Consider the following 19,511-nt stretch of genomic DNA (forward strand, 5'->3'; position numbering starts at 1 on the left):
TACCCTATATGAAATTAATACTGCAATCTATATAAATGTACCATGTTTTTTTATTTTAATCAATGTATTTGAAACATCTATTGTTTTTTTGATGTCAATTAAAAAGAATTAAATTCTATTCAAACATAATAAGACCATATACTAAGTGAGTTATCATTAAAATCACTTGTTATATGGTCTTTTCTATCTTTATTAAAGAGTCTCCCTGAAGCATTAAATTATTCATATTTAATACCAATGAAAATCATACTTAATGGTTTAATACTCTTATAAACTTTCTAAACATCTTTCGAAGATTATCTTACCGCTTTTTCGATACCATTTACCATTCCGGTGACTAACTTTGTTTGATACGAATTGGTTGATAAATTTCTATCCTCAATTGAATTGCTCATAAAACCCATTTCAACAAGAATAACTGGCGTAGTTGACCAATTAAAACCTGTTAGGTCTGCCCTGGCTACAAGACCTGTTCCATATCCTTTTTTAGCTTTTGTTGATTTTATAAGTTCATTAAGGACATGTTCCGCAGTCTTCTTACTATATGTATTTACTTTTTTTGTAGATTTCCCACTTGGATATAGAACTGAAAGTCCCTGTACTTTCTTATCTGTACTTCCGTCCGCGTGAATTCTAATTGTTAAATCAGCTTTTTTCTTATTACAGTAAGCTGCACGATCAACATTACTCAAGTTAACATCATGCGTAGTTCTCGTCATAAATACTTTATAATTTTTTTTAATTAAAGCCTCTCGTAATTTAGTAGCAACCTCAAGATTAAGTTTATATTCTGGTTTCTTTGTATAAATACCTGTCGTACCAGAGGAAACCTTTGTTTTTACTATTTTTGATCCTGGAGCAATTGGCTCCTTACCTAGATTTTGCTTTCTTTGATGTCCTGGATCAATACAGATCACTTTCTGTTTCTTTTCAGCTACTTTACCAACAGTAACTCCTATTTGAGTAAAGGCAAAAATAAAAATAGCAGTAAATAACAATATTTTTTTCATCTTCAATACCTCATAATAATTTTGATTTCGCTTTTTTAAGCATTTGTTTAAAATTAAATTCCCTACCTTGAGTTCATTGTTAATCATTTTAAATATAAAACTCTCAACCTTTGTTTTATTTTGATTTCCTCTCTTGTCATAATTATTTATGATAGCGTTTTTTATTTCAATAATAATTTTGGGTTAATTTCCATTTTTAATTTTTTAGACATGTAAATTTCTCTGCCATTTTAAAAGGCCTCTATATAATTAGAGGTCTTTTAAGTTTCATTATACTATTCACTATATTGTACTAATATAGACTAATAAGCCCGGATGTACTGTTTCGGGACATCCAATTCTTCCCTTCCCAATTGACGCGACGCATTGATCGTCCAGTATGGATCACGCAATAGTCCACGGGCAATCGCAATAAGGTCAGCATCCTCATTTGCGATAACTGATTCTGCCAGTACAGGATCTTCTAACATTCCCACTGCAATGACAGGAATATTTACTTCCTTTCGGATCGCACTAGCAAAGGGAACCTGGTAACCTGGATGATTCCCTGGCATTCTCACTCCCGGCTTTCCTTCCCCACCAGAGCTCACGTGAAATAAATCTACTCCTGCCTGTTTATAAGCAAGACAAAGCTTAATAGCATGATCGATTTCATACCCTCCATCTGCATATTCCACAGCCGAAATTCGAAAAATGAGTGGCATATCTGCTGGGATTTCTTTCTTGATCGCTTGGATAATTTCCACGCCGAACTTTTCTAGCCTCTCCCCATATTCATCTGTTCGGTGATTGGTTAAGGGCGAATGGAATTGGTGAATAAGATATCCATGGGCTCCATGAATTTCAATCACATCTACCCCCGCCTCTACAGCACGACGAGCCGCTGACGCATACAGACCTACCATTTCTTTGACTTCATCTTCTGTAAGTTCTCTTGGGTTCTTATATCGGGATCCCTCGAAACGAATAGCTGATGGCGCGACAGGTATCTCAGCATCCTCTGCCTTTCTTCCTGCATGGGCAAGTTGAATACCGATTTTTGCTCCGTGCTGATGGACGCTTTTGATAATACGTGCGAAGTCAGGAATTTGTTCGTCCGACCATAACCCTAGATCATAGTTCGTAATCCGTCCATCAGGTTCTACATCTGTCATTTCCATGATGATTAGTCCTACTCCACCAACCGCTCGGCTAACATAATGAACATAATGCCAATCATTTGGATGCCCATCCATAGCGGAAACAGAATACTGGCACATAGGAGCCATGACGACACGATTTTTCAATTGGAGACCCTTTATTGTAAAAGGAGAAAATAGAGCATTTGCCAAATTAAAACACCTCTCAAGTTAGTTTTAGAACTGTTTTATCATTTACACGAGTATTCTAATCTTAATAAAAGTTTTTATACGGTATGGATTAAAATCCTAATTTAGAACTAAGAACCATCAATCAAATGAATGACAATGGTTCTTAGTTCTTTATTTTTTAACTGTAGGCTAGTTCTTTCTCAACTAGACCCAATGTTCGTCCTGTTGAAGTATGAATATCTTGGAGAAGCTCTGGGTTTTCCGCTAGTGACACTCCGTAAGAAGGTATCATCTCCATTATTTTTGGTTCCCACTCTTTGAAATGTTGAGGGAAGCATTTTTCGATTATCTCTAGCATGACGTGAACAGCTGTAGAAGCACCTGGAGATGCACCTAGCAATGCAGCTATCGATCCGTCTGCAGCACTAATTACCTCTGTACCAAATTGAAGTGTTCCTTTACCGCCTGCCTCAGTATCTTTGATAACTTGCACACGTTGACCTGCTTCTACTATATCCCAATCCTCGATTCTTGCATTTGGGATAAACTCTCTTAATTCTTCTATACGTTTTTCATTCGTTAACATAACTTGCTGGATCAGGTATTTCGTTAATGCCATCTCTTTTACACCAGCCGCTAACATTGTGAAGACATTATTCGGTTTTACTGAACCAATTAAGTCAAAATTTGAACCCGTTTTTAGGAACTTAGGTGAGAAACCAGCAAATGGTCCAAACAATAAAGATTTTTTGTTATCAATAAATCTTGTATCAAGATGCGGAACAGACATCGGAGGAGCACCCACCTTAGCTTTACCGTACACTTTTGCATGGTGCTGTGCTACAACTTCCGGATTGTTACAAACCATAAATAGGCCGCTTACCGGGAATCCTCCAATATGTTTTGATTCAGGAATACCGGTCTTTTGTAGTAATGGAAGACTACCCCCACCACCACCGATAAAGACGAATTTCGCAGTATGGAATTCGGTCTTTCCGCTATTCATATTATGAACTTTCACTTCCCAAGAGCCGTCGCTAGTACGTTTAATATCTTTAACACTATGATTGTAGTTTATCTCGACATTTTGGCTCTTTAAATGATCAAACAACATGCATGTTAAAGCACCGAAGTTTACATCAGTTCCAGAGTCAATTTTAGTTGCAGCTATTGGTTCATCAGACGTACGGCCTTCCATTATAAGCGGAATCCATTCTTTTAGTTTTTCAGGGTCATCAGAAAATTCCATCCCTTGAAACAAAGGATTGTTTGACAGCGCTTCAAAACGATTTTTCAAAAACGTTACATCTTTTTCCCCTTGTACTAAACTCATATGGGGTATTGGCATAATAAAATCTTGGGGATTACTTATCAGTTTACTGCTTACAAGGTAAGACCAAAACTGTCTTGAAACCTGAAACTGTTCATTAATCTTGATCGCTTTGCTAATATCTATAGATCCGTCTGAATTTTCGGATGTATAGTTAAGCTCACAAAGTGCAGAATGCCCAGTACCCGCATTATTCCATTCATTAGAGCTTTCTTCTCCTGCATTTGCAAGCTTCTCAAACACTTTAATTTCCCATTCTGGTGCTAACTCTTTTAGTAAAGATCCCAAAGTCGCGCTCATGACTCCGGCACCAATTAAGATAACGTCTGTTTTTTTCTGAATGTTGTTCATGATAACCATCCTTATCCCCTATATTTGCAAAAAAGAGGTAGGCGCTCCTGCTTAGGTGTCACAAAAAACCAGGCACGACTTAGGAACACACCTTTTCTGTCTCAATTATATCCTATTTAATAGTATATCACTATTAAATCATTAATTAATAATAGTATATCACTTTTAAACAACTACCTATTAATAGTATATCACTTTTATGGTATTAATTTAATATGTGAATGACTATTTTTTATGGATTAAAAATATAAACTTATCAGATAATTATAAACTATTTAAGGCTAGTTAAAAAGTGAAAAGTCTATTAGAGAGTGCTTAAAAACAAAAAAACAAGCCTTAACTCTGCTTCTTACAAGAGTTAAGGCTTTGTTTCATCACTACCATCGAATCAAAGCGATCATTAAAAGTTTTTTATATGTTTTGGCATACTAATCATAGCCTTAAATAAATCTCCATCAACTTGAATAGTAAATTTCCCTTTTTGAATATCCACTAGACTTTTGGCAATTGATAGACCTAATCCACTTCCTTGGCTGTTTCTTGATTCATCGCCCCTTTTAAAGCGTTCCATTAATTCATCAGCAGAGATATTTAGCTCATAAGCAGAAATGTTTTTGAAGGTTAGAAGAATTTCATTTCCTAAATCTTCTATATCTATATATACCCTAGACCCTCTAAGTGCGTATTTGAATATATTGGATAATAAATTCTCTACGGATCTCCACAATAATTTCCCATCCGCTGTAACATAGAGTTTATCCTGAGGATGGTTTATCTTAATTGTTAAATCCAATGCTTCTATTTTTGCATTTACTTCACCAAGACCTTGGGTTAATAGTGATAAAATATCGATACGCTCAAGGTGAACAGGAATCGTTCCACTAGATGCCTTTGCAGCTTCAAATAAATCATCTGTCAATAGCTTTAACCTTTGTGATTTTTGATCTAATACCTCTACATATTCTTCTATTTTTGAAGGGTTCTTTTCCTTTTTCAGTAAATCGACATACGTAATGATAGACGTCAGAGGCGTTCTTATATCGTGTGATACGTTAGTAATTAGCTCCGTTTTCATCCTCTCACTCTTTAGTTCTCGATCAACTGCCGTTTTTAAACCATCCGTAATGCTATTTATATTATTAGAAAGCCTTGCAAACTCGCCCTTTCCATTTAACTCTATACGATGCTGGAAATCGCCTGTTTTTATTTGCTCGACTCCTTCCTTAATCGCATTGAATTTTTTTATTTGTTTATATGCAAACCATGCTGCAAAACCAATAGTGATTGGGAATATAAAAAGTGTTAACGCAATCACTACTGGATAACCGACTACGATTAATACGGTCTTTACGCCAGTACCTCCGCTGTTATATACATCTTTAATAAATGCGAAAAACTTATTCAACAATAGATAGATTAATGTATGCTTTATTAATGTTCCGTTTTTAATATGCTTTATTATTGATAAAATCAGCAGAAGTGCTACTATAAAAAACGGAATAACTAGGAAGAAGACCAACTTGTTGATGACTTCAATTGTTAGCGGCTCTACTAATGCCACCCAAGATATGATAAGACATATTAACAGTGCTACGTTAACATCATTAAACAATCTATCAATTGGATTCAAATACATTTCTCTATCCTTAAAGGATCTTCTACCAATAATGAATACTAAATACACGAAAGATAGTAAAAATCCTATTGAACAACCAATTAAAAGATAGAATTCTTTTGTTGCAATTGCCTTATTTTCTTTCCACTTATTAATTCTTTTATCTAAAGACTCTTGCGTGAACGCCATAGAAACTTCCATATTTGTTGGATTTAACTGATCTAAACTTCCGGTAATCCAATTCAAACGCTTGTTCTTTTTAACTTTATCTGGATAAATTTCTCTTTTATAGTCTTTAAAAATTAAATAAGATGGCTTCGATTTGAATTGCCCTTTTAAAGTGTTATTCGTAAATTCATTAACACCATCACTGGCATAATATAATATGTCTTTGTTCTCAGCTAAATTTTGTTGCAAAGCATGATATCTTTTTAAATCCTCTGTTATCATCTGACTCTTTGTCTGTTTAATTTCTTCTGCTAAAGTTGTTTGAAAGTTTTGCTCATCGTTTATACTTGGCTTATCTATTCTCGACTGCCCTATAAAATTTGGATATAATTTTTCTTCAATTGCTCTTATATTCTCATTACTAATGGTCCCACCCTTTAAAATATGTTCCTCACTCTTATACTCACCTACTAATAGAGATAGGCTATTAATAACAGTTTCAACTTCCTGCACGTAGGATTTACTTAAAAAGTAGTTCTCTTCAAAGACAATCCCAAAATCATCATCAGTTAAAGCAGATACATTTGCAATAGACTTAAGGATGCCTGAAAAGAACAAAACTACGATTGTAAATACAATTATTTTTGTTATTAATGAATGGCTATATTTTTTCAACTTTATATCCAACTCCCCACACCACCTTCAAATATTTAGGTTCTTTCGGATTTATTTCAATCTTCTCTCTAATTTTTCGAATATGGACTGTTACTGTATTTTCTGGATTAAACGCTGTTTCGTTCCATACTCTTTCATAAATTTCCTCAATGGAAAATACCCTACCAGCATTTTCAGTCAAGAGCTTCATAATCTTATATTGAACTGGAGTAAGATGAACAACTTCCCCATCAACCGTGATCGCTTTACTTTCATCATCGATTACAAGCCCACCACTTTGATAAACATTGTTCTTACTCTCAAGACTTCCAAATGTCGTATATCTTCGCAGCTGTGATTTCACCCTTGCTATAAGCTCTAATGGATTAAATGGTTTTGTTATGTAATCATCTGCTCCTAAATTTAAGCCTAAAATTTTATCCGAATCCTCAGACTTAGCAGAAAGCATAATGATAGGTACCTTATTCGTTTCTCTAATCTTCATCGTAGCTCTAATTCCATCTAACTTAGGCATCATAATATCCATAATAATAAGATGGATCTCTTGATTTTCAATAACCTCAAAAGCTTCTTCTCCGTTATATGCCTTAAATAAGCTATAACCTTCATTTTCTAAATAAATGCAAATCGCCTCTACAATGGATATATCATCATCACAAACTAAAATGTTCATGTAAATTCGCTCCTATATATGTTTTTCAACATTGTATCACCTCTTTATTTTTTGTGATAAGAGGATGATATCAATAAAATCTTAATAACCGCCTAATGTAAATCTTAAGATTTTCTTAGGATTAATAAAAAACAGCCAGCTTTAGGCTGGCTAGTTTAAGTTGATTCTATTTTAATGTACTATCACTACTTTCATAATTTCCAAAGTTAAAGATTCTATTTGAATAACCGAAATTTATTGTATAGTCTTTATCGACAAATTAGCTTCTTAAACTACAAATAGTTTAATATGTGCGCATAATTAAAGGAGGTACAGCTTAAGTGAAAATTACTTTTAAAACAGTCTTCTCACCTATTACTTATATTTTTATTCTTTTGGGATGTTATTTCTTGATCCAAAAAATCCCATCTTTCACACCTCCTGTTATACTTGTTATTAAGTATTCTTCATATGTTATATTTGGATTAGGAATCACCTTAAGCATTCGATTTAATCGAGGGAGGGTTTTCCTGATAATTTTACTACTTATCCTATCTCAATTGTTTCTGAACCGTTATTCAGAATTGTCAATAAATATTACAAATTATTCTCAGGTCCTTTATCCCCTGATGTGCTTGCTTATACCTCTTAATATCATTACTTTCGCGCACTTAAAGGAAAGAGGCTTATTCTCTTTATGGGGAAAAGTACGTATCACTCTTATATTAATCGAGCTGTTTTGTATTTATAAAATTGCTGTGTCCAATAACTCGTCAATACAAAAGGTATTGAATTATAAATTCATAAATCTCCCTTTAGAGAAAACTATTATGAATCAAACAGCTCTGCTAATATTCATTTTAACGCTTATATTTTTTATAATAAAAGCCTATGTGAAAAATAGTGTCTTTGAAGTACGATTAGTTGGTGTTATTATCTCTGTTTTCACAGCCCTCTTATTCGTTAATGATAAAATATCTTTTTCTATATTTCTAAGTGCCGCTGGTTTAATGTTAATTATCAGCATCATTGAGGACTCCTACTCCATGGCATATCTTGATGAACTTACGGGAATTCCTTCACGCCGCGCCCTAAGGGAGAACTTGATGAAACTAGGCAATAAATATGTTATAGCGATGGTAGATATTGATTTTTTCAAAAAATTCAATGATAAATACGGGCATGATGTTGGAGATGATGTTTTAAAATTGGTAGCTTCTAATTTAGTGCAGGTCACAGGTGGTGGGAAAGCCTTTCGTTATGGTGGGGAAGAATTTACAATTCTGTTTCCAGGCAAATCTATAAATGACGTAATACCACATTTGGAAAGCTTACGTGAACAAGTATCCAAATCAGGATACACCAAAAAAGCATCAAAAGATCAAAAATCAAAATCAAAACGTGGAAATTCAAGCCAATTATTTGTTACAATCAGCATGGGAGTATGTGAGAAAAACAGTAAATATAAGGATTCTAACGATGTAATAAAAGGTGCTGACAAAGCCCTGTACAGAGCTAAGAAAAAAGGTCGAAACTGTGTCAGTAAATAACAGCTGAATAGTACGATTTTTTCCCATAACAAAAACGCCTCTAATGAAATATAGTTTAACTATACGACATTAAAGGTGTTTTTTTCTTGAGTCCCACTTTAAGGGTTCATCTAAAGCGCTGGAACCTTTTTATTAGTGGTGAAAGAGCTTGGGTCTCTCGGAAGGTCATACCCCATTCGCTTATTTTCAAACAAAGGCAAGTATTCTAATTAATATAACTCCCGCAAAAGTCTACATCATTTATGATATGGTTCATTTCTGTTAATCCTAAAAGCACGATACACCTGTTCAACCAATATGAGTTTCATTAATTGATGTGGAAATGTCATTTTTGAAAATGATAGAGTATCATCCGACCTTTTCATCACCGCTTCACTCAGTCCAAGTGATCCTCCGATAACAAAAGCTACTTTACTATTTCCATACGTTGCTAACTGATCTATTTTTTTTGCAAGTGATTCTGAAGAATGCTCTTTACCGTTTATGGCAAGCGCAATTACATACGAATCTTCTGAAATTTTACTTAGTATTCTTTCTCCTTCTTTTTCCTTTACGATTAGCATATCTGCATCACTTAAATTTTCTGGTGCTTTTTCATCTGGAACTTCGATAATTTCCATTTTGGCATAACCAGATAATCGTTTTATGTATTCATCTATCCCCATTTTTAAATATTTCTCTTTTAACTTTCCAACACTGATTATTGAGATATTCACACTGTATCCTCACTTTACAAACAAGTTATCCACAAAACTTATCCACATACCCACAATTTCTATCCACATTTAGTGGGAGAATCTATGTTCGATACAATATATATGGCATCATTTTGACAATATTCACAGCTTGTGGATATTTTTTGAGTTTTTTCGACTTTATTCAACAAAGGTGTTTCATTATACTTATCCACAAAATCATCAAGTGCCCATTCTATATGTTCATTGCAACTTAATATCTTTTTTTCCATTTTTGCTCATCTCCTTATTTTTACACAAAAAAAGAAGGGAAAGTAAACTCTCCCCTTTAGCATACGTTCATTATTATACATACACTATATCTGTCGGTTTTTGAGGATCTGTATGATGAAGTGCAAATTGACTCCCCACTTCAAACCCTTTTCCCTCTAATACCTGAGTAACAGACATTTTGGCAAGCTCTTTCATGTTATTATCTTGGCTTAAATGCGCAAGATAAATACGCTTCGTTTTATCTCCTATCACATCAGACATTGCTAATGCAGCATCTTCATTTGAAACGTGACCAACATCACTTAATATACGTCGTTTAATGCTCCACGGATATTTTCCCATACGTAGCATTTCAACATCATGATTACTTTCAAAAATGTACATATCTGCGTTTGATATAATACCTTTCATTCGATCACTTACATAACCTGTATCCGTAATTGTTACAAATTTTTTCCCGTTGTGATGAAACACGTAAAACATTGGTTCAGCAGCATCATGTGATACGCCAAAAGATTCGACTTCAATATCCCCAAACTGATGCGTCGTTTCCATATTAAAGATGAACTTTTGCTCCGTTGGAATATCTCCAATTAAGTGGTTCATTGCTTTCCATGTTTTTTCATTTGCATAAATAGGAACTTGGTATCTCCTAGCAAGTACACCAAGTCCTTTAATATGATCACTATGCTCATGTGTAACAAGAATGCCAGAAACTTCTTTGAGATCTCTGTTAATATCTTTCGCTAACGCTTCCATCGCCTTACCGCTTAGTCCCGCATCAACTAAAAGTTTTGTTTGCTCCGTCCCAACGTACAACGCATTTCCGGTACTTCCACTTGCAAGTACACTAAAATGCAAACTCATTTCTATTCACTCCATTTTTCATCTTCAATCTTATTTACTTGTCCCTCGATCGCATTGACAAAATAGTCTTGTCTATCATTTACAACTAAATGCCATGCAGGCGCGATGACTTTTACGCCTGTTGATAACGGAATTAAAGTGTAATATCCAAAATCAACTTTTGTTACACGATCGCTTGGTTTAAGCTCGTCTTTTACATAAAGGTTTTCAATTGCTTTAATAGCAGGTAATACCTCTTGAACACTTTCTTTATCAATTTCTTTCAAGTCTTCTAAATATCTTTGACGATATGATACAATTTCGTCTTTTTCATTGTACTTAATTTCTATAACAGAACTTTCGATATTATAAATTAAACGATCTTTATAAATCTGACAGAAATAGATTGTTTTCGAATTTAAATCTGTCTTACAGAAACGATAACTTTTTCCATTCCAAACATACTCATTAATAAAATTCTCTAAAAAGAAAATTCGATTTGTATCTGGAAGCTTTACCTTGTTTTTTAATTGACTCTGAATGACATCACGATATATTTCAATATCTTGTCCTTTAAGACTCGAAATGGTTTTCTCATTGAAAACTTTACTATTACCAGTAAGATAAGACACCTTTAATGATTCTTTAGGTAATGGAACATAGGTAATGTCATTGGCTTTTAGTTGTTCTTCTATAGTTGATTCTGCTATTAAGTCTAGCTGATCGCTACTTCTTTTTTGATAATATTGAATCGCCAAGAAGATATCAAGTACTAAAAAAGTTAATATAAATATTGTTTTGATTCTACTCCAATCCAACAATATTCACCCCAGTTCTACTGAGCAAATCTTGATCGATTTTCTTAAAAGAATCTCCATAATAGATGACCCAAACAGGCTTCAACTGGATTGCTCGATTATAATAAAATTTATTAATTTGGTCTTCATCACCATCAAATATAGTTTCGTATCCCAAAGTAATATCTTTGATCAGCGATTTATTAATCGACTTATTATTATCTAAAACCTCCATAATTTGAGGTCCAGACATTAATTCCATTTCACTTTCTTTTTTCTCCATTTGTAAATTCAGTTTATATAATGGACGTTTATAAGTTTGAATATCATCTTGTTTTCCCAATTTAGTCGCAATTGTCGCGTTCTTAAAAACAGGTAAATTGTTAATATTAAGCCTATAGAAAATCTCATTGTTTTCAGGCTTAATGCCAGATAACACATATCCGTCTGTCCAACCTCCGTGCCCATTTATAAACTCTACACTTTTTTGGATTAGTACGTTGGGACTTTGGTTTTCATCAGCAGCTATTGTCGGGTTTACAAACGTAATCGAACGATTTAATGGAGAAACAGTCATTAATCTTGTCCCATCAGTATACGTATCGCCAGAGTCACTACTCTCTTTACGCACATTAGTAGGGTCGATAAATATTGCATCTTTAAATTTATCTACTTCAATATCAGACGTTAAAAACTCCATCGTTTTTAATTTTACTGTTTGTTTAGGTAAATAGATTGTTTTTCCTGTTTGCAACTTATATTTAACACTATCTGTATAATGCTTGTAATTGGATTTTATTTTCCCTACCGCTGAAATAATACCCGAATTATCAAACGTTGCATCATAAAGTAAATTTAGAGAATCATTAACAAAATAGATTTTCGAAGAGGTCTCCTGTTTTTGAGACATTCTTATAACGATTCTGTCGAAAACAATATTTTGCAATCTTTTTGAATCTAATTTAAATATTTTATCTAATGTTTCAATTGGGATTAATGTAGGAAAAATGATTTCAATTTTGTTTTTTCCTTTTGTAATTCCCTGGAAATTTTGCTCAGAAGTATCACTGGTCAAGTTTTCAAAATTAGATATTTCTACTTTCTGTAAAGCCTTATAAAGAGGTAATATATTACTTTGTTTTGATGTTACAAAATGCTTATTGGACTCATGTACAACTACTTGACTTGGAATCACGATATTTTCAAAATCTTTCTGCGCACCAATTTTAACATTTTGTATATAATCACGTTGGATTGGATCGTAAGTAGGCTTATATGACCAAAGTCTATACGATAAAACTAAGCTTAAAATAACTAAACTAGTAAGTGCAATTGATTTGATACGTTCTCTCTTCATCCCCACTCATCCTCTTGGTCATCAGCTACTGGAAGTGTAAAATAGACTGTAGTACCCTTTCCTTCTTCACTTTTAGCCCAAATATGACCATCATGCGCATAAATCATTTCTTTAGCAATTGCGAGTCCAAGACCAGTACCTCCTACTTGTCTAGAACGTGCTTTATCAACTCGGTAAAAACGATCAAATATTTTCGCTAAATTATCTTTTGGAATTCCCATACCCTCGTCAGTTATGCTAATCAGTATCTGATCTCTTGATTCCTTAATTCGATAAGTTACTTTTCCACCCTCTGGCGAATATTTTAAAGCATTTGAAATGATATTATCTAAAACCTGAGTAATTTTATCTTCGTCAATAAAAACAAAACGGGTTTTGTTTAAAAACTCTCGCTTGAAAGATACTGCTTGTGATTTACTCATTTCAAAACGATCGATAATACGATTAAATAGATCTGTAAAGTTAACCCAATCTTTCGTTAATCGATATTCAGTACTATCAAGTTTAGATAATTGCAATAGGTCATTAACCAATCGAATCATTCGTTCAGTTTCATCTTGAGTTACTTGCAGGAATTTAGGAGCAATTTCCTTATTCTCCCAAGCTCCATCTGATAAAGCCTCTAAATAACTTCTCATAGTTGTTAATGGTGTTCTTAATTCATGTGATACATTAGCAACAAATTCTCTTCGCTCTTGTTCTATTTTTTCTTGCTCTGTTACATCATATAGTACAGCAATTAAACCATTTACTTTGCCTGTATCTTTTTGAATCGTCGAGAAGCTTGCCCTAATAATCATCGGTCTTTTATTTTCACTGTAATCTAGCATAATCGAATCCGGCTCTTCGTATAAATCATCTAATGTATTAACTTTTTCAATTCCTAAAACTTCTAAAATTGATTTATTTAATACTGTTTCACGTGAAACATTCAACATCGCTTCAGCTGGATCATTTAATAAGATAATTTTCCCTCTACGGTCTGTTGCAATTACTCCATCAGTCATATGCTCTAATACCGATTGTAATTTTCTTCTTTCACCTTCCGTAGATGCCCTGGCCTGTTGTAAGTTTCGAGATAAATTATTAAATGAAATTGTTAATTCTCCAATTTCATCTTCACTATATGCCTTTAATCGACGTGAGAAATTCCCCTTCGCCATTTCCTGAGCTTGTCTTCTTATTTCAGAGATTGGCTTTGTAATTGCCTTTGCAAGTAAAATCCCTAAAATCGAAGTAATAGCTACAGCTATAAGTGTACCCGTTGAAAAAATACGATTGATTAAAGTCATTCTGTCATACGTACTTTCCATGGATGCACTAGTATAAATAGCCGCGACAGTTCCGTCATCTTCTTCAACAGGAACTACAATTATTCTCATCCGATGTCCATTTTTAGGATCAATTAATACTTTTTCAGTTGTTGTTCCGACTAATAATGTTCTTGTTATCAATAAATCAGTTGTTCTTTTACCAACAATTGAACGATTATTGGAATCTGATGTAGCAATCACTTCACTATTTTGATTTACGACCCTTACATCAGAGATTCCAATATTTCCAACTTCAGAAACAACATCTGAAACTATTTTTTGTATATTTGTTTTAATTTCTGGATCATCAAGTGTTTTCTTTTTTTCGTACTCCATCTTGATATTATAGGCCAGCATATTGGCACGATCGCTAATTGACGCAGAAAAGTTATTAACTAACTGTTTTTCTAGCTCTCTTGAAAAATACACGCTGATAACCTGCATAGCAACTAATATGAGTAAAATGTATACTAGTACGAATTTAAATACGATTGATTGAAATAACCCTACTTTATTATAGGCTGCCATTAATCTTGCTCCGGATCACGTAAGTAGTAGCCTACTCCTCTTCTTGTTACGATGAATAGCGGATAGCTTGGATTATCCTCAATTTTTTCACGTAATCTTCTAATTGTTACGTCGACAGTACGTACGTCTCCAAAGTAATCATATCCCCAAACAGTTTGAAGTAAATGTTCTCTAGTCATTACTTGTCCTATATGCTTAGCTAAATAGTAAAGTAACTCAAATTCACGATGAGTTAACTCAATCTTTTCTCCTCGTTTTGTAACGATATATGCATTTGGATTAATTACAAGTGAACCAATTACAACTTCTACTGACTCTTCTTTTTCAGCCGTTGCTCCAGTTTGATGTCTTCTTAGGTTAGCCTTAACTCTGGCAAGCAACTCTCTCGTACTAAACGGTTTAGTTACATAGTCATCTGCTCCCATTTCAAGTCCTAATACTTTATCTAATTCTGAGTCCTTCGCTGTAATCATGATAATAGGCATTTCATGATTTTTTCGAATTTCTCTACAAACTTCTAATCCATCTCGAATTGGAAGCATAATGTCTAGTAATACTAAGTCTGGAAGAAATTCATCAATTTTTTGTAAAGCTTCTTCCCCATCATACGCACAAACTATTTCAAAACCTTCTTTTTCTAGATTAAACTTTAATATATCTGCAATTGGCTTTTCATCATCGACTATTAATATTTTCTTATTCATTCCCCGCACTCCTTTTCTAGTAAGTTCAGCTGCCTGTTTGTCTATTCTTATCTTTAGCAATTTAATAATAAATTAGGCAACAAATAAACTAATCATAGTAATTTCGTTTTGTAGGATTGTCTCTATAAATATACAATACGACTAATAACTAACGTGTCCTTGTTTTTAACAAAAACAATATGAAATTTTATATCTTTTTTAGAAAAAAACCCCTAGCTTGTTGCTAGAGGTTTAATTCACTTACTTCTATTTTAAATTAAGTATGTTTTTTTGTAAAATACTTCACTAATTTGATCCTATAAATATCGGATAATCCTATGAATTATGAACCCATATAGAAATAAATAAAAACTACTGCATACACAGTAGTTTTTATGATGGCTCGGGACGGAATCGAACCGCCGACCCCCTGCTTGTAAGGCAGGTGCTCTCCCAGCTGAGCTAATCCTCCATCAAAACCAAGCGACGTTCTACTCTCACAGGGGGAAACCCCCAACTACCATCGACGCTGAAGAGCTTAACTGCCGTGTTCGGTATGGGAACGGGTGTGACCTCTTCGCTATCATCACTTGATTTATTTGCTTGGGACATTGATTATTATAACAAAATATCAATCAAAGTCAACATTTTTTTAAAGATATTTTAAAGTTTTTACACTTTTTTATACCTTCAAAACTAGATAATGTCATTATCAAACTTGTTAGTTAAGTCCTCGACCGATTAGTATCAGTCAGCTCCACGTGTCACCACGCTTCCACCTCTGACCTATCAACCTGATCATCTCTCAGGGGTCTTACTAGCTTAACGCTATGGGAAATCTCATCTTGAGGGGGGCTTCATGCTTAGATGCTTTCAGCACTTATCCCTTCCACACATAGCTACCCAGCCTCTGGTCCTACCGAGAACACAGACAAAGGTATACCTACTAATTGAGATACACGCTCTACATAGTGTCTTGCGTTAACTGGCAGTTCATTTAGTGTTTTCACACCCGTTATATCTTCTGTCCAGCCTGGAAGTTCTTCGTATACTGGTTCACACTCTGAAAGTTGTTTTAAGCTAGCAGGGAACTCAGAGATTGTCTCTCCACGGTATTTGTATGCTACACATATCTTAACTGTTTCTAGGCCTGTTAAAACGTCAATAGAGTTAAGTGATAAATCAGTGATTCCACTTACGCGACGAGCATGACGTACAACAACACTATCAAACCAACCAACACGTCTTGGTCTTCCTGTAAAACCATAATATAAAAATAAAAGATGAGCCATGAAGGATTCGAACCTTCGACCCTCTGATTAAAAGTCAGATGCTCTACCTACTGAGCTAATGGCTCGCATAATAATTTTATGTTGTCAGTTATGACGACAAGATTTATCATAACATATAAACCAAATACATTGCAATAGTAATTTTATATTTAAGAAAAATAAAAGCCCTTAAAGAATTTAAGGGCTTTTTAGTCAAATTAAGCTCCGTAAACGTTACGAACAATATTCGTTTGATTACGATCTGGTCCTACCGAGAACACAGACAAAGGTATACCTACTAATTGAGATACACGCTCTACATAGTGTCTTGCGTTAACTGGCAGTTCATTTAGTGTTTTCACACCCGTTATATCTTCTGTCCAGCCTGGAAGTTCTTCGTATACTGGTTCACACTCTGAAAGTTGTTTTAAGCTAGCAGGGAACTCAGAGATTGTCTCTCCACGGTATTTGTATGCTACACATATCTTAACTGTTTCTAGGCCTGTTAAAACGTCAATAGAGTTAAGTGATAAATCAGTGATTCCACTTACGCGACGAGCATGACGTACAACAACACTATCAAACCAACCAACACGTCTTGGTCTTCCTGTAGTTGTTCCATATTCACGACCTACTTCACGAATTGTATTTCCAATTTCGTCATGTAGTTCAGTTGGGAATGCTCCTTCACCAACACGAGTTGTATAAGCTTTACATACTCCTACAACATGATTAATTTTTGTTGGTCCTACACCAGATCCAATTGTTACTCCACCTGCAACTGGGTTAGATGATGTAACGAATGGGTAAGTACCTTGATCGATATCTAACATTACACCTTGAGCACCTTCAAATAATACTCGTCTTCCACCATCAATTGCATCATTTAATACAACTGAAGTATCGCAAACGTACTTTTTAATTTGTTGTCCAAATTCATAATATTCTTCGAAAATATCATCAATGTTTAACTCAGTTGAATCGTACATTTTCACGAATAAATTATTTTTCTCTTCAAGATTACGTTTTAATTTTATATAGAACTCTTCCTTATCAAGTAGATCCGCCATACGAATTCCAACACGAGCAGCTTTGTCCATATAAGCCGGTCCAATACCTTTTTTCGTTGTACCAATCTTATTAGCGCCTTTACGTTCTTCCTCTAGCTCATCTTGTTTTAAATGGTACGGTAAGATAACATGAGCACGATTACTAATACGTAAATTATCTGTTGAAACACCTTTATTATGTAAATATGCTAGTTCTTGAACTAACGCCTTAGGATCTACAACCATTCCATTACCAATTACACAAATTTTCTCTGAGAAGAAAATACCTGATGGAATTAAATGAAGTTTGTACTTTTCACCATTGAAAACAATTGTATGTCCAGCATTGTTACCACCTTGATATCTAGCAACCACTTCTGCTTGCTGAGATAAAAAGTCAGTAATTTTTCCTTTTCCTTCGTCTCCCCATTGAGAACCTACTACTACTACTGATGACAATGTATTGCACCTCCGAATAAAATTCGCTATTTCCGAACTAAAACCAAGACAAGTATATCAAACCTACGGAATTTGTCAATAAAACTCAGCCTTTTTTTCATTTTCAACTTAAATATGTTCGAATTTGCTATCTAATGTCTTACAATAAATAGTTTACCCTTTCTAAAAAAAATAATCACATAGAATCTCTATGTGATCATTTTTATGCACCCGGTGCATGTTCATCGTTAAACCTACGTTCTAAGTTTACGAATTTATTATATTCTTTTACAAATGCTAATTGAACTGTTCCTACTGGACCATTCCTTTGTTTTGCTATGATAATCTCAATGATATTTTTATTCTCTGATTCTTTATCATAGTAATCGTCACGATATAAGAAAGCAACGATATCAGCATCTTGCTCAATACTTCCTGATTCACGAATATCGGACATCATAGGACGTTTATCTTGTCTTGATTCAACGCTACGTGACAGCTGAGATAACGCGATTACAGGTACTTTTAATTCCCTTGCTAATGCTTTAAGTGAACGTGAGATTTCAGAAACTTCTTGTTGACGATTTTCTCCTCCACCTCTACCACTACCTTGAATGAGCTGAAGATAATCGATTAAGATCATTCCTAATCCATGCTCTTGTTTTAGCCTTCTACACTTAGCACGTATATCATTTACGCGTATACCAGGGGTATCATCTATATAAATACCTGTATTCGCTAAGCTACTAGCTGCCATAGTCAGCTTATTCCAATCTTCTTGCTCTAAATTACCCGTTCTTAAAGCCTGGGCATTAATATTTCCTTCAGCACAAAGCATACGCATTACTAATTGATCAGAACCCATCTCTAGACTAAAGATAGCTACATTTTCATCAGTTTTTGTTGCCACATTTTGTGCGATATTTAATGCAAACGCTGTTTTACCTACAGAAGGACGCGCTGCAACAATAATTAAATCATTCGGTTGAAATCCAGCTGTCATACGATCCAGGTCAGTGAAGCCAGTTGGAATACCAGTTATTTCACCGCGTTGATTAAATAGCATTTCAATTTTACTAAATGTATTAAAAACAACGTCTTTAATATTCTGGAAACCCGATACATTTGTCCGTTGAGCTACTTGTAAAATACTTTTCTCTGCTTCATTAAGAATGACATCTACTGGAACATCCGATACATAACCTTCGGAAGCAATATTAGTAGCTGTTCGAATCAGCCTTCTTAACGTAGATTTTTCTTCTACAATCTTTGCATAGTAGTCTACATTTGATGCTGTTGGCACAGAAGCCAATAAATCATTTAAATAAGACACTCCTCCTACTTCCTCTAGTAAGCCTTGATTGGCTAATTCAGAAGTTAGAGTGATGACATCTAGAGGCTCGTTTCTTGAAGAAATATTCAACATTGCTTCAAATAACTTTTGATGAGCAGCTCGATAAAAGTCATCAGGTAAAAGCCGTTCTGTAGTTGGTATTAAAGCATCTGAATCTAACAGGACTGCTCCTAATACAGCTTGTTCAGCTTCTATATTCTGCGGTGGAGTACGATCATTTAACAAATCACTCATTTTTAGTCCTCC

At 34.3% G+C, this 19,511-nt stretch carries 15 protein-coding genes, 2 tRNA genes, 1 rRNA gene, 1 pseudogene and 1 other annotated feature; of the genes and pseudogenes, 1 reads left to right on the plus strand and 18 read right to left on the minus strand.

The window, feature by feature from the left end:
- Positions 1-296: 296 nt before the first annotated feature.
- From B7R65_RS07260 to B7R65_RS07280, 5 genes are all read right to left on the minus strand, one after another.
- The gene (locus B7R65_RS07260; RefSeq protein WP_088042103.1) at positions 297-1,010 is read right to left on the minus strand and encodes an N-acetylmuramoyl-L-alanine amidase family protein; all 714 of its coding nucleotides are present in this window, start codon (positions 1,008-1,010) and stop codon (positions 297-299) included.
- 302 nt (positions 1,011-1,312) lie between these two features.
- On the minus strand, positions 1,313-2,341 hold the full coding sequence (locus tag B7R65_RS07265; RefSeq protein ID WP_088042104.1) for an NADH:flavin oxidoreductase/NADH oxidase: 1,029 nt from the start codon (positions 2,339-2,341) through the stop codon (positions 1,313-1,315).
- Between the two features lie 157 nt (positions 2,342-2,498).
- On the minus strand, positions 2,499-4,001 hold the full coding sequence (locus B7R65_RS07270) for a malate:quinone oxidoreductase (protein WP_088042152.1): 1,503 nt from the start codon (positions 3,999-4,001) through the stop codon (positions 2,499-2,501).
- Between the two features lie 400 nt (positions 4,002-4,401).
- Positions 4,402-6,459, minus strand: coding sequence for a HAMP domain-containing sensor histidine kinase (locus B7R65_RS07275; RefSeq protein ID WP_218780406.1), 2,058 nt, complete (start codon positions 6,457-6,459; stop codon positions 4,402-4,404).
- Positions 6,446-7,132 carry a response regulator transcription factor gene (locus tag B7R65_RS07280; protein ID WP_088042106.1) on the minus strand — a complete coding sequence of 229 codons (687 nt, stop codon included), beginning with the start codon at positions 7,130-7,132 and terminating at the stop codon, positions 6,446-6,448. Before B7R65_RS07280 ends, B7R65_RS07275 begins: the two co-directional genes overlap by 14 nt.
- A gap of 809 nt (positions 7,133-7,941) precedes the next feature.
- Here B7R65_RS07280 and B7R65_RS21690 point away from each other — a divergent pair.
- Positions 7,942-8,661, plus strand: a complete 720-nt coding sequence (locus B7R65_RS21690) for a GGDEF domain-containing protein (protein ID WP_256941202.1) — start codon at positions 7,942-7,944, stop codon at positions 8,659-8,661.
- Positions 8,662-8,897: 236 nt separating this feature from the next.
- Here the strand turns inward: B7R65_RS21690 and rlmH are convergent, their stop codons facing one another.
- The 13 genes and pseudogenes from rlmH to dnaB all read right to left on the minus strand — a co-directional run bounded on the left by rlmH (position 8,898) and on the right by dnaB (position 19,499).
- Positions 8,898-9,377: a 23S rRNA (pseudouridine(1915)-N(3))-methyltransferase RlmH gene (rlmH, locus tag B7R65_RS07290; protein ID WP_088042108.1), complete on the minus strand. Its 480-nt coding sequence runs from the start codon at positions 9,375-9,377 to the stop codon at positions 8,898-8,900.
- A gap of 59 nt (positions 9,378-9,436) precedes the next feature.
- Entirely contained in the window at positions 9,437-9,628 is a 192-nt protein-coding gene (locus tag B7R65_RS07295) for a CxxH/CxxC protein (RefSeq protein WP_088042109.1), read from the minus strand.
- 73 nt (positions 9,629-9,701) lie between these two features.
- On the minus strand, positions 9,702-10,496 hold the full coding sequence (locus B7R65_RS07300; protein ID WP_088042110.1) for an MBL fold metallo-hydrolase: 795 nt from the start codon (positions 10,494-10,496) through the stop codon (positions 9,702-9,704).
- Between the two features lie 2 nt (positions 10,497-10,498).
- Complete coding sequence (locus tag B7R65_RS07305) at positions 10,499-11,293, minus strand: two-component system regulatory protein YycI (RefSeq protein WP_179194802.1); 795 nt, start codon at positions 11,291-11,293, stop codon at positions 10,499-10,501.
- Positions 11,280-12,629 (minus strand): YycH family regulatory protein, encoded by a 1,350-nt coding sequence (locus tag B7R65_RS07310; RefSeq protein ID WP_088042112.1) that lies wholly within the window; start codon positions 12,627-12,629, stop codon positions 11,280-11,282. The genes B7R65_RS07305 and B7R65_RS07310 overlap by 14 nt, the downstream gene beginning before the upstream one ends.
- Complete coding sequence (walK, locus tag B7R65_RS07315) at positions 12,626-14,470, minus strand: cell wall metabolism sensor histidine kinase WalK (RefSeq protein ID WP_088042113.1); 1,845 nt, start codon at positions 14,468-14,470, stop codon at positions 12,626-12,628. Before walK ends, B7R65_RS07310 begins: the two co-directional genes overlap by 4 nt.
- Positions 14,470-15,174: a response regulator YycF gene (yycF, locus tag B7R65_RS07320; RefSeq protein ID WP_088042114.1), complete on the minus strand. Its 705-nt coding sequence runs from the start codon at positions 15,172-15,174 to the stop codon at positions 14,470-14,472. The genes walK and yycF overlap by 1 nt, the downstream gene beginning before the upstream one ends.
- A 378-nt stretch (positions 15,175-15,552) precedes the next feature.
- Positions 15,553-15,617 (minus strand) — tRNA-Val (locus B7R65_RS07325).
- A 14-nt stretch (positions 15,618-15,631) separates the two neighbouring features.
- A 5S ribosomal RNA gene (gene rrf / locus B7R65_RS07330) occupies positions 15,632-15,747 on the minus strand.
- A gap of 139 nt (positions 15,748-15,886) precedes the next feature.
- Positions 15,887-16,134, minus strand: a sequence feature (23S ribosomal RNA rRNA prediction is too short).
- Positions 16,122-16,445: pseudogene (locus B7R65_RS21965) on the minus strand (adenylosuccinate synthetase); the annotation flags it as partial. (Overlaps the previous feature by 13 nt.)
- A tRNA-Lys gene (locus B7R65_RS07340) sits at positions 16,438-16,510 on the minus strand. The pseudogene B7R65_RS21965 and the gene B7R65_RS07340, both read right to left, overlap by 8 nt.
- A 132-nt stretch (positions 16,511-16,642) precedes the next feature.
- Complete coding sequence (locus B7R65_RS07345) at positions 16,643-17,932, minus strand: adenylosuccinate synthase (RefSeq protein WP_088042115.1); 1,290 nt, start codon at positions 17,930-17,932, stop codon at positions 16,643-16,645.
- A gap of 202 nt (positions 17,933-18,134) precedes the next feature.
- A complete protein-coding gene (gene dnaB, locus B7R65_RS07350) occupies positions 18,135-19,499 on the minus strand; it encodes a replicative DNA helicase (RefSeq protein WP_088042116.1) in 1,365 nt (454 codons plus the stop codon).
- Positions 19,500-19,511: the final 12 nt, after the last annotated feature.

It is taken from the genome of Bacillus sp. EAC, assembly GCF_002156875.1.
In the GTDB taxonomy this organism is placed as follows: Bacteria; Bacillota; Bacilli; order Bacillales; family Bacillaceae_G; genus Gottfriedia.